Consider the following 13,764-nt stretch of genomic DNA (forward strand, 5'->3'; position numbering starts at 1 on the left):
CGAGCCTCACCTCCGCCTCGGATGCTCGTCCATCGAGCCTCACCTCCGCCTCGGAAGCTGGGCAGGCGGAGGTGTGACTCGTGTCCGCAAGGATGTTCACCCGATAGGGGACAGAGGCGTCGATTCTGCCGTGAAAGCGGCGTGCGGACGGCTTCGCCTTCTCGCCGCGTCCGTGGCTAGTCGACCGGCCCTCCGTTCGAGCCGTCCGGTGGTGCCGCTTCGTTCAGCTCGAACCAGATGCTCTTGCCGTCGCCCCGGGGGTCCACGCCCCACGCGTCCGCGAGCACGTCCATGAGGACGAGGCCGCGGCCGGAGGAGGCGAGTTCGCCGGGGTGGCGCTTGTGGGGGAGGTCGTCGCTGGCGTCGGTGACCTCGATACGCATCCGGCGCTTGCCGCCGTCGCCGGTCATCTCGGCGACGAGGAGCGCGTCGGCGTCCGTGTGGACGAGGACGTTGGTCAGCGTCTCGGAGACGAGGAGGACCGCGGAGTCGACCTGGTCGCGGCAGTTCCAGTCGTGGAGCAGTTCGCGCACCTGTTGGCGGGCGCCGGCGATCCGCTCGGGCTCCGCCTGGGCCACGGTGAGCGCGGTGCGCCGTACGGCGGTGCCGTCGCTCCGGTCGCGTACCTCGCTCTCCCGGCACAGCAGCAGCATCGCTATGTCGTCCTCCCGGCGGTCGGCGAGCGGTCCGGGCGTGTGATGCGAGGAGGGGCCGTGCACCCCCTGCACGAGCGCGTCCGCCAGCGCCTCCAGCCGCCCCGGCGCCAGGCCGGCCGGCTGCGGACGGGGGACGGCGGGGGCTGTCGTGTCGGGGCGGGTGGGCGTGGGCGTCGGCCGCGAGCCGCCGGTGGCGCTTGACCAGCTGGGGAGCGCCGGTTCGCCGACGGTAGGCCGGTCGGCTGCCGGTGGGTCGGCCTTCGGTCGGCCGTCGGCCGGTTCCTCGGCCAGCGGCCCGTCGGCGGTGAGCACGTCGGTTTCCGTGCCGGGACCTTCCGGCCCGCTGACGTTCAGCCCGCCGACGGCCGGCCGGTCGGCCGTCGACCTGTCGGCAGTCAGTGCGGCGGCGTCTGACCCGGAGCCTTCCAGCCCGGCGGTCTTCGAGGCGTCGACGGCGGGTGTGTCGGCCTCCGTCCCGGGACTCGCCAGCCGGTCGGCCTTCGGCCTGCCGGCAGTCGGTGCGCCGGCCTTCGAACCGGCACCCTCCGACCCACCGACGGTTAACTCCCGCGCCGTCGGCCGCCCCTCCCCCGAAGCCCCCGCACTCTCGTCCTCGTCCCCGGGGGACACCGTGTCGAAGGATTCCAGGATCGTGCGGATGCGGCGCCAGCCCGTGTCGAGGTCATGGCCGCCTGTTTCGATGAGGCCGTCGGTGCAGAGGAGCATCGTCTCGCCGGGTTCGAGGACGAGGCGGGTCGTCGGGTAGTCGGCGTCGGGGTCGATGCCCAGGGGGAGGCCGCCCGGGGTCGGGCGGACCAGGACCGTGCCGTCGGCCATGCGGACCACCGGGTCGGGGTGCCCGGCGCGGGCGATGTCGAGCACGCCGGAGACCGGGTCGACCTCGACGTAGAGACAGGTCGCGAAGCGCAGGTCTGCGAAGTGGGCGGCGGAGTCGTTGGTGACGCCGTGCAGGAAGCGGGAGGCGCGGGAGAGGACGGCGTCCGGGGGGTGCCCCTCGGAGGCGTAGGCGCGCAGGGCGATGCGGAGCTGGCCCATGAGCCCGGCGGCGCGCACGTCGTGGCCCTGGACGTCGCCGATGACCAGGGCGAAGCGGCCGTTCGGCAGGGCGATCATGTCGTACCAGTCGCCGCCGACCTGGAGTCCGCCGCCGGTGGGGACGTACCGCGCGGCGACGCTCATCCCGGGTATCTCCGGGCCCAGTGTGGGGAGCATCGTGCGCTGGAGGCCGTCGGTCAGCTCGCGTTCGGTCTCGGCGGCGCCGGCGCGGGAGAGCGCCTGGGCGAGCATCCGGGCGACGGTGGTCAGCACCGAGCGCTCGTCGGGGGTGAAGGTGACGGGGTGGGTGAAGCCCGCCATCCAGGCGCCCATCGTGCGCCCGGCGACGGTCAGCGGCAGGAACGCCCACGACTGCCGGGCGAACTGTTCGGCGAGCGGCCAGGCCGTGGGGTAGCGCGCCTTGTAGTCCTCGGGGGAGGAGAGGTAGACGGCGCGGCCGGTGCGGACCACCTCGGCCGCCGGGTAGTCCGTCTCCAGCGGCATGTGGGTGAAGGGGCCCTCGTCGCCCTGGCTGTGCCCGTGGTGCCCGATGACGGTGAGGCGGTCGGCCTCCACCCCGAACACGGCGAGCCCGTCCGGGGAGAAGCCCGGCATCGCCAGGCCCGCCGCGACCCGCAGCACCTCCTCCGTGGACCGTGCCTCGGCCAGCGCACGGCCCGCGTCCAGCAGGAACGCCTCACGTGAACGCCGCCAGTCACCGGTGACGGACGGGGCGCGGGCGGCGGTCGCGGGCGAGGGCTCGGTGACCTCCTGGAGGGTGCCGATCAGCTCGAAGGACTTGCGCACCGGGTCGAAGGTCGGCTTGGAACGGCTGCGGACCGTGCGGACCACCCGGCCGCGTTCGTCCATGATCCTTATTCGCACCTCGGCGAGGGTGTCCTCGGCGACGGCGAGCTGCACGACCGACACGATCTCGTTCCAGTCGACGGGGTGCAGACGTGCTCGCGCCCCGGCCTGGGTGAGGGTCGTCGGCTCCGCGGGCAGCCCCAGAAGACGGGCGGCCTCGGCGTCCACCGTGACGGTTTCGGCAGCGCTGTCCCAGGTCCACAGTCCCGTCGCGAGGGCGGACAGGACGTCCCCCACAGTGGGCGGGGGCTCACCAGTGCGCATTGACCCACTCTAAGAACAGCTGATCGGACCGTGCCACCGGCGCTGCGCCGGGCTCCGATCGGGACCGGGGGCACGGCAAGCGACCACGACCGGTGGCGACGGAGGTGACGGCAATCGACGCTAGCGACAGTAACCGCTTACGGTCCTGCCCATGGCTATGACCGTGCGTATCCGGTCAGAGGTGTGGTCGTCGCGGAGGCGGGGAGCCTGCTCCACGGTGCCCGCCGCTCGTAAATGGTGGGGAGGTGATCTCGGGGTGCCCGGTACCCTTGGGTTTGTTTCACGTGAAACATCGGCCGTGAGACACCGGCCGTGAGGCACCGCCCAGATCCCCGATCAGCGAAGGCTGGATGAACGACGATGCATCGGTACAGGTCCCACACCTGCGGCGAGCTCCGCGCCTCTGACGTCGGCACCGACGTCCGGCTGAGCGGCTGGCTGCACAATCGGCGCGACCTGGGCGGCATCCTCTTCATCGATCTCCGCGATCACTACGGCATCACGCAGCTGGTGGCCCGTCCGGGCACCCCGGCCTACGAGGCGCTGGACAAGATCTCCAAGGAGTCGACCGTCCGCGTCGACGGCAAGGTCGTCTCGCGAGGCACCGAGAACGTCAACCCGGACCTGCCCACCGGTGAGATCGAGGTCGAGGTCGGCGAGGTCGAGCTGCTCGGCGCGGCCGCCCCGCTCCCCTTCACGATCAACGCCGAGGACGGGGTCAACGAGGAGCGGCGTCTGGAGTACCGCTTCCTCGACCTGCGCCGCGAGCGCATGCACCGCAACATCATGCTGCGTACGGCCGTGATCAGCGCCATCCGTCACAAGATGACGGCCCTCGGCTTCAACGAGATGGCGACCCCGATCCTGTCCGCCACCTCCCCCGAGGGTGCCCGCGACTTCGTCGTGCCGTCGCGCCTCAACCCGGGCAAGTTCTACGCGCTCCCCCAGGCCCCGCAGCAGTTCAAGCAGCTGCTGATGATCTCGGGCTTCGACCGGTACTTCCAGATCGCGCCCTGCTTCCGTGACGAGGACGCGCGCGCGGACCGTTCGCCGGGCGAGTTCTACCAGCTCGACGTGGAGATGTCCTTCGTCGAGCAGGAGGACGTGTTCCAGCCCATCGAGAAGCTCATGACCGAGCTGTTCGAGGAGTTCGGCAAGGGCCGGCACGTCACCTCGCCCTTCCCGCGCATCCCCTTCCGCGAGGCGATGCTGAAGTACGGCTCCGACAAGCCGGACCTGCGGGCCCAGCTGGAGCTGGTGGACATCACCGACGTCTTCGAGGGCTCGGAGTTCAAGGCGTTCGCCGGCAAGCACGTGCGCGCGCTCGCGGTGCCGGACGTCTCGGCCCAGCCGCGCAAGTTCTTCGACCAGCTCGGCGAGTACGCGATCGAGCAGGGCGCGAAGGGCCTGGCCTGGGTGCGGGTCGCCGAGGACGGTTCGCTGTCCGGCCCGATCGCCAAGTTCCTCACCGAGGACAACGTCGCCGAGCTGACCAAGCGGCTCTCCCTGGCCGCCGGTCACGCCGTGTTCTTCGGCGCGGGCGAGTTCGAGGAAGTCTCGAAGATCATGGGCGCGGTGCGGGTTGAGGCCGCCAAGCGGGCCGGGCACTTCGAGGAGGGCGTCTTCCGCTTCTGCTGGATCGTCGACTTCCCGATGTACGAGAAGGACGAGGAGACCGGCAAGATCGACTTCTCGCACAACCCCTTCTCCATGCCGCAGGGGGGCCTGGAGGCCCTGGAGTCGCAGGACCCGCTGGACATCCTCGGCTGGCAGTACGACATCGTCTGCAACGGCGTCGAGCTGTCCTCCGGCGCGATCCGGAACCACGAGCCCGAGATCATGCTCAAGGCCTTCGAGATCGCGGGCTACGACCGTGACACCGTCGAGGAGCAGTTCGCGGGCATGCTGCGCGCGTTCCGCTTCGGCGCGCCGCCGCACGGCGGCATCGCGCCGGGCGTCGACCGCATCGTCATGCTCCTCGCGGACGAGCCCAACATCCGCGAGACCATCGCCTTCCCGCTCAACGGCAACGCCCAGGACCTGATGATGGGCGCGCCGACGGAGCTGGAGGAAGCGCGGCTGCGCGAGCTGCACCTGTCGGTGCGCATGCCCCAGCCGAAGTAAGGCAAGGCTTTTCTCCGGCCTTTCCGTGAAGGGGCCTGGAATCGTTCGTCGATTTCGGGCCCCTTTCGTTCGTGCGGAGCGGGGAGAGGAAGCCGTTTTTCTCGGCGCACGGGCGTGCGTCAGGTGCCGCGCAGACGGCGGGTGTCGTCCGTCGGCTCCTGGTGGCAGCCGCCCGGGGGCGGTCCGGAGGAGTGCCCGCTCGGGGGCGCGCCGCTCGGGGACGAACGCGAGCCTCACCGAAGCCTCTGGCGAAAAAGGGAGCCGGAAACAGGCGGGCTGTTTCGGGCCCCTTTCCTTGTGCGGGGGAATCCGCGCGGGAATGCGAGGCACAGCACAGTCCTTTCTCACGGTATTGACAGGCGGCCTCCCTAATTTCGTGGCCATGACGGGAAACCAGACCGGAGACGAGAAGGCCCACGGGCCGAGGCACAAGCGGGATCTGACGCGCCGCAAGGTCGTTGTGGCGGGGGCGGGCGCCGTGGCCGCCGTGGGTGTGGGCGGGGCGGTCGTCGCCACCGCGAGCGCGGGCACGAACGCCGGCAAGGGAAGCGGAAGCGGTGAGCCCCTCGCCGCCACGAGCGCCGGCGCCGGCGCCGGCGAGGACTGCTACAAGCTGACCTCGGAGACCACCGAAGGCCCGTACTACATCGACGCGGACAAGCTCCGCCAGGACATCACGGAGGACAAGGAGGGCATCCCCTTCACGCTCCGCCTCAAGGTGATCGACGCCGAGACCTGCAAGCCGCTCCGCAACGCGGCCGTCGACATCTGGCACTGCGACGCGCTCGGTCTCTACTCGGGCTACGAGAGCTTCTCCGAGGGCGGCGGCACCCCGCCCACCGACGCCCCCTCGGGCACCCCCACGGACGTGCCGACCGGTGAGCCGCCGGCCGGTGGTGGCGGTGGCGGGGGCGGACACGAGGAACCCACCAGCGACACCCGCTATCTGCGCGGGACCTGGAAGACCGACAGGCAGGGCCTCGTCACCTTCGAGACGATCTTCCCGGGCTGGTACCGGGGCCGCTGTGTGCACATCCACACGAAGGTGCACGTCGACGGCGAGTGGACGGATGCCGGTTACGAGGGCGGCACCACCTGCCACACCGGTCAGTTCTTCTTCGACGAGGAGGCCGTGCTCGACTCCGCCGAGGTCGAGCCGTACTCGACCTCCACGACCGAGCGCACGACCCTCGACGACGACACGATCTACGACGGCAGCGGCGTCCAGGGTGGTCTGCTCAAGCTGAAGTACAGGAAGAAGAACGACATCGCCCGCGGTGTCGTCGGCTCCATCACGGTCGGCGTCGACCCGGAGGCCACGCACACCGGCACGGACGACTCCGTCCAGCCGGGTGCCTCGGCCACCGCGTCGGAGTCCGCCTCGGCGGGCTGACCCCGGCCGAACCGGCGTACGGCAGGCCCGGAACCCCTCCCCAGGGTTCCGGGCCTTCGGCGTGCGCTCGTGCCGGGCCGGGTACCCGCCGGGGGACTCATCAGGGGACGCACAGGTTTCTCGACGGATGAGCACAGCGGGAAGGGGTGTCATGGGACGTACAGGGTGAGGGAACCCGTACGAAGCGTACGGGGGCGTACCAGCCGTACGGGACGAAGTGGCCGTACGGGACGAAACGTCGGAGCTGGAGGAGGCCATGAAGCTGGCAGTGCTGGTGGCGGTGTTGCTGATCGTCGGGGCGGTGGTCGCGATCGTCGCGCGGCGGCGGTCCGTGGACGACCCCGGTCCGTCGTCCGACCTGGACGCGGAGGCGGACGCCAACCGCTGGGTCGTACGGCTGGGCGGCGGCCTGGCCGGTATCGACGTACGCGCGCAGGCCGGGGCGGGCGGCGCCGCCGGGGAGTCCCTGACCGAGGCGACCGAGTGCCTGCGCACCGCCCGCGCCCAGCTGACCCGGGCCCGCACGCCCGACGAGTACGCGAGGGTGACGCGCACGGCGGTCGAGGGGCTGCGCCATGTGGGGGCGGCCCGCGCCGCGCTGGGCATGGACACGGTGCCGGGGGTGGACGGCCGGGCCGAGGAGCCGTCGACGGTCCGCAGCGCGATCAGCAGGCCGCTCGACCCGGCCGGCCGGAGCGGGCCGCCCCAGCGGGGTTCGCGGGACAGGGTGGACCCGGCGGCAGGGGCCTCCGGCCGCCTGTTCGCAACTGGCGGTCTCCCCCCGGCGTCGTACTGATCATGACCACGTCGACCGCGTCCACGTCCGCCTCCCTCCCCACCGCCGCGACTCTCGGGGAGGAGATCCTCCTTCTCTCCCTCGACGACTCCTCCGGTGAGGCCCGGCTCCCCCTGCGGACGCCCTACGCGATCGCGACGGCCGCCCTGCTGGAGCGGACCCTGTCCCACGACGCGGCGGACGCGGAGTTCCCCGAGGACATCGGGAAGTGGATCCACGAGCACAGCGAGAGGGAGTACGAGACCGCGCTGCGGGGCGTGCTGGACAAGGGCCTGATCCGGGAGGAGAAGCACCGTGTCCTGCTCGTCTTCCGGACGACCCGTTACCCGGAGGCCGACGGCACGGTGGAGGCCGCGCTGCGCGGGCGACTGGCCCGGGTGGTCCTGGAGGGTGCCGAGCCGGACCCCCGCACCGCCGCCCTGATCAGCCTCCTCCACCACGGCGATCTGCACACCCTCGCCTTCCCGGACGCCGGCACCGAGAAGTCCCCGGCGAGGCGGCGGATGGCCGAGATCGCCGGACGGCACTGGGCCGATCCCGCGCTGCGCCGCATGGCCGAGACCGCGGCGGCCGCGGCGGCGGCGCTCGCGGCGGCGGCGATGGTGACGACGGTGGTGATCCTGACGGTGACGTGACACCGGGGCGGGGGCGGCTACCGCCGCTCGGCCCGGTACCGCTTCATCAGCGCGCTCAGCCGCCGCGGGTCCTTCCCGGCGTTCAGCTCGGTCAGGAGGTCGTCGGGGCAGAGTTCGTAGAGGTCGCCCCACCAGCCCCGGCGGCGGTTGTCGTAGACGCGGTAGCCGCCGGGGACGCCTCGGGCGACGTAACGGCGTCTGCTCACTCGGGGTCCTCCTCCGGCGGGGATGCCAGGGCCTCCTCTTCCAGGAGGCGTTCGGCGATGTCGTCGGCCCAGGCCTGGGCCCAGCGGCGCAGGCCAAGGATGGCCTCGGCGTCCAGGCCGTGGCGAGTGAATTCCCGGTCGTCGAGCCACTCGGTGCCCTCCAGCCGTGACTGGAGGTCGGTGAGGTCGAAGGTGGTGGACGTGGCGGAGGTGTGGCGGCGGGCCAGCTCCTCCAGTTCGGCGACGGTCCAGTGGGCGGTGGCCGCGTGCACGGCGATCAGGTCGCGGGCGGTGCCCCGGTCGGCCACGGCCCGGACCTTGGTGCCGACCACGTCCTCCAATGAGAGTGTCGGGCCCCACGGTGTCCGGACCGGCGGGTGCCAGAGGGTCTCCTTGAGCAGGTCGAGGGTGCGTTCCTCGGCAGTGACGGGATCGGTGACGAGGAGACGGGCGGAGAGCGGGGCGGTCTCCACCGCATGCACCAGCCAGCCGTGCTCCGCCAGGCCGACCCGGACCGCGGCGGCGATCTGCTCCATCGGGGCCGCGTGTTCCGTCGCCACCTCCAGGTCCCGGCCGGGCGGCCGCGCCTCGACCAGTCCGTGTGCCTGCGCCGCGTGATCGCCGGTGAGGGCGAGGGCGTACGGGACACCGGTCTCCAGCACGTCGTCCAGGAGGCGGCGGAGCTGGTCGGGGAGGTCGGTCACGGGTGCGCCTCGAAGGCGGCGGGGCGGGGGAGCGACGGGCGTGGGGCCATGGAGGGATTATCACGGCCCCCGCCGGACTTTCCCCGGTCAGTACGGCCGTCGGCCCAGCCGGTTGCCGGGCGGATCGAAGTGCGCCACCACATACGTCCAGCCGTTCCGGCATCTGGCCCCGGCCGCGCCGACCCGTGTCGAGGTGCGCCAGACCAGCTGGGTGTAGTGCAGGCATTCCCGGTCGTTCACGCAGGCGTTGGAGGGGCGGTCGTAGTCGTCCTTCTCGTCGAGCCAGAGGCGGGCCGCGTCGGCCAGGGAGTACCGGGGGTTCGACCCTTTGGCCAGGTTCTCGCCGTACCGGCTGTTCGAGTGGACCAGCTCGCAGTCGGCGACCCGCACCCGCGCCCAGTGCCGGGCGTGCCCGGCGAGGGACTCGTCCCAGACGAGCGGGGGAACGCCGACGTCGGCTCGCGCCTTGTTGACGATCGTCAGGAAGCCGCCGATCTCCGGTGGCCGGGCCGCCGAGGCCACCGACCCGGCGGTGGTCGCCCCGGTCGTCGTCCCCGTCTCCGTCCCGGCCGTCGTCGTCCCCGCCGTCGCCGTCGTCCCCGCCGTCGCCGTCGCCGTCGCCGTCGCCGTGACCGTGTCCACGGCCGGGGGCCGGGGGCCCACCGCCTCGGCCACGCCCGGCGCGAGTGCCAGCAGGGCCGCCGCCACGGCCGCCGTCGCCCGCATCCTGTTCCGTCCCGCCACTGGACCTTGTCCCGCCATCGGACCTCGTCCCACCACTGGCCCCGTCCCCCTCTTCCCGTCAACTTCCTTGCTGCCGCCGACACTTGTACGGCAGGCGCCGGAGCGCGCGACGGCCCAAGGAGCGCTCTGCCACCCCATCGGGGGAAACCGGGGCGGCACGGGTTTGGGGGCGCGCGTCCGGCGGGCCCCGCATCCGACGGTACGGTCGCTCGGCGCTGCGCGCTCGCGCCGGGGTGCGCAGGGGGCGCGGACCGGGAGCGGGATCCCGCACACGCGGACCGCCCGCGACCCCGAGGGGTGCGGGCGGTCCGGGCGCCGGGAGCGGCGGCTCACGACGATCACGGCGGGCGAGGCGCCGGAGGGTGGTTTCGGGGGGCCTGGTGGGGGCGGCGGGGGCCGGGGCCAGGAGGGGGCGGGCTCAGCGTCAGCCCGAGGCCTCCGCCGTATGGTCGGTGAACAGGTCCTCCGCGCGCTCGACCGTCCCCGGGCGGTCGAGCCAGGCGCTGATTAGGGTGAGGTCGGCGCAGGTGGTGATGCGTTCACGGACGTCGTCGGAGACGGCGATGCCTCGCACCTCCAGAACACGCAGCACACCCTTGGCCGCGCCCTCGGCCTTGCCTTCGAGGTAGGCCGTCTCGCGAACTGTCCCGCGGCCGGGGAAGTAGCTGACGAAGCTCATGATGCCCCTCCATGTGTCTCCGGCGGGAGTGCCCTGCAGGTTGATCTCCAGGAACTCGAGGAAGTAGTCGGCTGCCTTCCCGTCCGTTGCCTGGAGGGCGCGGCCCATCGCGTCCAGTATGTCGTTGATCTGAGTGTTTTTGGCGTGAGTCAAGGCGGAGAAGGCGGCCATGGCGAGGTTGTTCGCCGCGGTCCTCGCGTCGGTGATCACCGGGAGGTTGTCCGGTCCGACGACCATGGGGTGGGTGCGCTGAGTGATCCAGCCCTGGGCGCCGCAGTCGAAGGGGCCTGCCGCCCACTGGGCGGTTACGCGGGCGTGCCGAAGTCCTGGGTCCAGTAGTTGCCCGGGCCCGCCAGGCCGATGCCTATCTCCTTGAAGCCGCAGTTGAGGATGTTGGCCTTGTGGCCGGGGCTGTTCATCCAGCCGTCCATGACGCTGTCGGCGGTGCCGTACCCGGCGGCGACGTTCTCGCCCGCCGATCTGTACGCGTACCCGACGCGGGCGAGGCGGTCGGTCATGGAGGAGCCGTCGGAGCCGGTGTGGGACATGTTCGTGTGGTCGGCCATGTCCTGGCTGTGGTTCTGCGCGGCCTTGGTGAGTTTGGCGTCCACGGTCACCGGTGAGCAACCCGCCTTCGCCCGCTCGGCGTTGACCAGTTCCAGGACGCGGTCCGTGGGACCGGAGTTGGCGCTGGTCGCGGCGGGGGCGGGAGTGCTCTCGGCCTTCGCGGGGTTCGGGGTCTTCGCGGGCTCGGCCCGCTTGTCGACGGTGTCCGCGGGCTTCTCGGCGGGCGGGGTGGTCTTCTTCTTCGAGGGGGACGCGCTCGGGGTGGGGCTGGCACGGCGTTTGCTCGGCGTGCGGGACGGGGTGGCGGTCGCCGGGGCGTCCGCGACGGCGGTGCGCTCACGTTCCGAGGGTGTACTCGACGGTGTGGCGTCGGGCGCGGGGCCGGACTCCTGCCCGCCCCACCAGGAGGAGGCCACATCGCGCCAGCCGCCCGGTCCGTCACCGCCCGCCTGGAGGACGGCGGCGGTGCCCACGGCTCCCACGGCCACCACGACGGCCGCGGCGACGACCGCCTTGCGGCGTCCCGCTCCCGGGCGCCCCGCCTTCGAGGCTTTCCTCTTCCGGCGGTGACTGCTCATGCGTGGCCTCACTGACTGGTCCGACTGCGGTCCGACGGTGTCGCGACCTCGGCGGCCGTGCCGTGGCCCTGGCGAGCCCGGTCATTATGGGGACCCTCGAACACGCCAGGCAACGAACGTGTGTGCTACTGCAGGTGACGTTCCTGTGACGCTTCGCAGGCGCGTGAGGGCGTGCGGATCCGGCTTTCGGCGCCCCCGTCCGGACGTCACCACCCGCCCGGGACCAGGCACAAGGCTGGTCGGCCTCGACGGCCGGAGCTGTCGGCACGGATCCCGGCGGTGGGTTCGATTAGCCACCTCGTGGCCGAAATGGCCGATAGATGCGAGGAAGTGCGCTGTTGTCGCCCCGGGAAAGCGGGCGATCGACAGCATCGGGGCGCAATTCGGCCGTGACGCATGTCACCCCCGATGGGAGGTGAGTGAAGGGCGGCCGCAGACTGGAAGTGGCGGGGCTCCTCAGAGAGCGGATCCTCGTACGGAGGTTCCCGAGGCCCCGCGGTGGATCGGCCGTGGAGGAACCATGACGGCAGTCACGCGCACGGAAGCCCCCGTCGAGATCGAGGGCGACGGCCTGGAGGTACGCATCCAGGAACTGGGCGGCGGCATGAGCGTCGCCTTCCTCAAGCTCCCCCGGGGCACCGACATGGCCCCGGCCCTCAAGGGCCTCCCCGACGACCTGTGCCAGTGCCCCCACTGGGGCTTCGTCGTCGGCGGCCGGCTGCGGATGCGCACCAAGGAGGGCGAGGAGTACTACGAAGCGGGACAGGCTTACTACTGGGGCCCCGGCCACTCCCCGGAGGCGCTGGAGGACGTCGAACTCATGGAGTTCTCCCCGACGAAGGAGTTCCAGGAGGTGCTGGACCACATCAGGTGACCGGCGGGCGACACCTGGCGATCAGCGACCGGCACCCGGCGACACCGCGGTGACCGTCCCCAAGTGACAGCGGAGAAAGTTCAGTTCGGCGGCAACCTATCCCGGCGCCGCGACCACACATGAGTCGGAACCCCCTCCACAGGGGCTCCACACGCACCACGTGTTCCCCCGAACCACGTACGTTACGTAAGGACTCATCCGTGGCCTCTGCCTCCCCGCGCCCGTCCCACCGCCGGTCCCTCCGCACGCGCCGGGCCCTCGTGGTCTCCGCCGCCGCCGTGGCCGCCGCGGTCGGCGCCGGCGTCCTCGTGATGAACGCCAGCGCCAACCCCGTGGACCTCTCCCACCAGGTGCTGCCCGCCAAGGACGGCTGGGCGGCGTCCGGTTCCGGTACGACCGGTGGTGCGAAGGCCGACGCGGCGCACACCTTCACGGTGTCGACGCGGGCGCAGCTCGTGAAGGCGCTGGGCTCCGCCACCGACACCACGCCCCGGATCATCAAGATCAAGGGCACGATCGACGCCAACACCAACGACTCCGGCAAGAAGCTGACCTGCGCGGACTACGCCTCCGGCACCGGTTACTCGCTCTCCGCCTACCTGAAGGCCTTCGACCCCTCGACGTACGGCAAGAAGGCCCCGAAGGGCACGCAGGAGTCCGCGCGTGAGGCGGCCGAGACCAAGCAGAAGAAGAACATCGTCTTCAAGGTGCCCGCCAACACCACCCTCGTGGGCGTCCCCGGCACCAAGGCGGGCATCCTCGGTGGCAGCCTGACGGTCCAGAACGTCAAGAACGTCATCATCCGCAACCTCACCTTCGCGGACACCCAGGACTGCTTCCCGCAGTGGGACCCGACCGACGGCTCGTCGGGCGAGTGGAACTCCAACTACGACGCGGTCACGCTGCGCGGCGCGACCAACGTGTGGGCGGACCACAACACGTTCACCGACGCGCCGACCTTCGACAAGACGGAGGCGACGTACTACGGCCGCAAGTACCAGGTCCACGACGGGGCGTTGGACATCACCAACGGCTCGGACCTGGTGACCGTCGAGCGCAACCGGTTCCTCAACCACGACAAGACGATGCTGATCGGCAGCAGTGACACCGACTCCACCGGCAAGCTGCGCGTGACGATCCACCACAACCTGTGGAAGGGGATCGTGCAGCGGGCGCCCCTGGCTCGCATCGGCCAGATCCACCTCTACAACAACGTGTACGACACCGCCACGGTCAACGGCTACGCCCCCAAGTACAGCATCGACTCCCGCGCCAAGGCCCAGGTCGTCGCCGAGCGCAACGTCTGGAAGATCCCGGCCGACGCGAAGGTCGCCAAGCTGCTGAGCGGCGACGGCACGGGTTCGCTCGCCGGCACCGGCAACATCGTCAACGGCAAGGCCACCGACCTCGTCGCCGCGTACAACACCGCGAACTCGTCGAAGAAGCTCAAGACCACGGTCAACTGGACCCCGGCCCTGACCGCCGGCCTCCAGACCTCCGTGACGAACCTGCTGACCGACCTGACGGGTACGGGCACGTCGGCCACGGGCGCCGGCGTCCTGTCCTAGTCCGGACCCGAAAGACTCCTGGCTGGGGGCGCCACCCGAGGCCAGGAAGGTGT

Annotated in this window: 12 protein-coding genes; 6 read left to right on the top strand and 6 right to left on the bottom strand. The window is 71.5% G+C overall.

The window, feature by feature from the left end; genetic code table 11:
- Nucleotides 1-176: 176 nt before the first annotated feature.
- Nucleotides 177-2,843, bottom strand: coding sequence for a SpoIIE family protein phosphatase (locus H4687_RS23685; protein ID WP_225966790.1), 2,667 nt, complete (start codon nucleotides 2,841-2,843; stop codon nucleotides 177-179).
- 360 nt (nucleotides 2,844-3,203) lie between these two features.
- Here H4687_RS23685 and aspS point away from each other — a divergent pair, with 360 nt between their 5' ends.
- From aspS to H4687_RS23705, 4 genes are all read left to right on the top strand, one after another.
- Nucleotides 3,204-4,967: an aspartate--tRNA ligase gene (gene aspS / locus H4687_RS23690; protein WP_046919447.1), complete on the top strand. Its 1,764-nt coding sequence runs from the start codon at nucleotides 3,204-3,206 to the stop codon at nucleotides 4,965-4,967.
- Nucleotides 4,968-5,349: 382 nt separating this feature from the next.
- The gene (locus H4687_RS23695; protein WP_046919448.1) at nucleotides 5,350-6,360 is read left to right on the top strand and encodes an intradiol ring-cleavage dioxygenase; all 1,011 of its coding nucleotides are present in this window, start codon (nucleotides 5,350-5,352) and stop codon (nucleotides 6,358-6,360) included.
- Between the two features lie 256 nt (nucleotides 6,361-6,616).
- On the top strand, nucleotides 6,617-7,156 hold the full coding sequence (locus tag H4687_RS23700) for a hypothetical protein (RefSeq protein ID WP_225966791.1): 540 nt from the start codon (nucleotides 6,617-6,619) through the stop codon (nucleotides 7,154-7,156).
- A 2-nt stretch (nucleotides 7,157-7,158) separates the two neighbouring features.
- Nucleotides 7,159-7,791 (top strand): GOLPH3/VPS74 family protein, encoded by a 633-nt coding sequence (locus H4687_RS23705; RefSeq protein WP_046919450.1) that lies wholly within the window; start codon nucleotides 7,159-7,161, stop codon nucleotides 7,789-7,791.
- 17 nt (nucleotides 7,792-7,808) lie between these two features.
- Here H4687_RS23705 and H4687_RS23710 read toward each other — a convergent pair whose 3' ends face one another.
- The 5 genes from H4687_RS23710 to H4687_RS23730 form a co-directional block, all read right to left on the bottom strand.
- Nucleotides 7,809-7,997, bottom strand: coding sequence for a hypothetical protein (locus H4687_RS23710; RefSeq protein WP_046919451.1), 189 nt, complete (start codon nucleotides 7,995-7,997; stop codon nucleotides 7,809-7,811).
- On the bottom strand, nucleotides 7,994-8,701 hold the full coding sequence (locus H4687_RS23715) for a hypothetical protein (RefSeq protein WP_046919452.1): 708 nt from the start codon (nucleotides 8,699-8,701) through the stop codon (nucleotides 7,994-7,996). The genes H4687_RS23710 and H4687_RS23715 overlap by 4 nt, the downstream gene beginning before the upstream one ends.
- Before the next feature lie 87 nt (nucleotides 8,702-8,788).
- Nucleotides 8,789-9,427, bottom strand: coding sequence for a pathogenesis-related family 1 protein (locus H4687_RS23720; RefSeq protein ID WP_225966792.1), 639 nt, complete (start codon nucleotides 9,425-9,427; stop codon nucleotides 8,789-8,791).
- A 442-nt stretch (nucleotides 9,428-9,869) separates the two neighbouring features.
- Nucleotides 9,870-10,334: a hypothetical protein gene (locus H4687_RS23725; protein ID WP_192781710.1), complete on the bottom strand. Its 465-nt coding sequence runs from the start codon at nucleotides 10,332-10,334 to the stop codon at nucleotides 9,870-9,872.
- 95 nt (nucleotides 10,335-10,429) lie between these two features.
- Nucleotides 10,430-11,269 carry a CAP domain-containing protein gene (locus tag H4687_RS23730; RefSeq protein WP_050398412.1) on the bottom strand — a complete coding sequence of 280 codons (840 nt, stop codon included), beginning with the start codon at nucleotides 11,267-11,269 and terminating at the stop codon, nucleotides 10,430-10,432.
- A 520-nt stretch (nucleotides 11,270-11,789) separates the two neighbouring features.
- Here H4687_RS23730 and H4687_RS23735 point away from each other — a divergent pair.
- Together H4687_RS23735 and H4687_RS23740 are read left to right on the top strand one after the other, a co-directional pair.
- Nucleotides 11,790-12,143 (top strand): cupin domain-containing protein, encoded by a 354-nt coding sequence (locus H4687_RS23735; RefSeq protein ID WP_046917166.1) that lies wholly within the window; start codon nucleotides 11,790-11,792, stop codon nucleotides 12,141-12,143.
- Nucleotides 12,144-12,343: 200 nt separating this feature from the next.
- The gene (locus H4687_RS23740; RefSeq protein ID WP_046917165.1) at nucleotides 12,344-13,711 is read left to right on the top strand and encodes a pectate lyase family protein; all 1,368 of its coding nucleotides are present in this window, start codon (nucleotides 12,344-12,346) and stop codon (nucleotides 13,709-13,711) included.
- Nucleotides 13,712-13,764 lie beyond the last annotated feature (53 nt).

The sequence above is a fragment of the Streptomyces stelliscabiei genome (genome assembly GCF_014873495.1).
In the GTDB taxonomy this organism is placed as follows: domain Bacteria; phylum Actinomycetota; class Actinomycetes; order Streptomycetales; family Streptomycetaceae; genus Streptomyces; species Streptomyces bottropensis.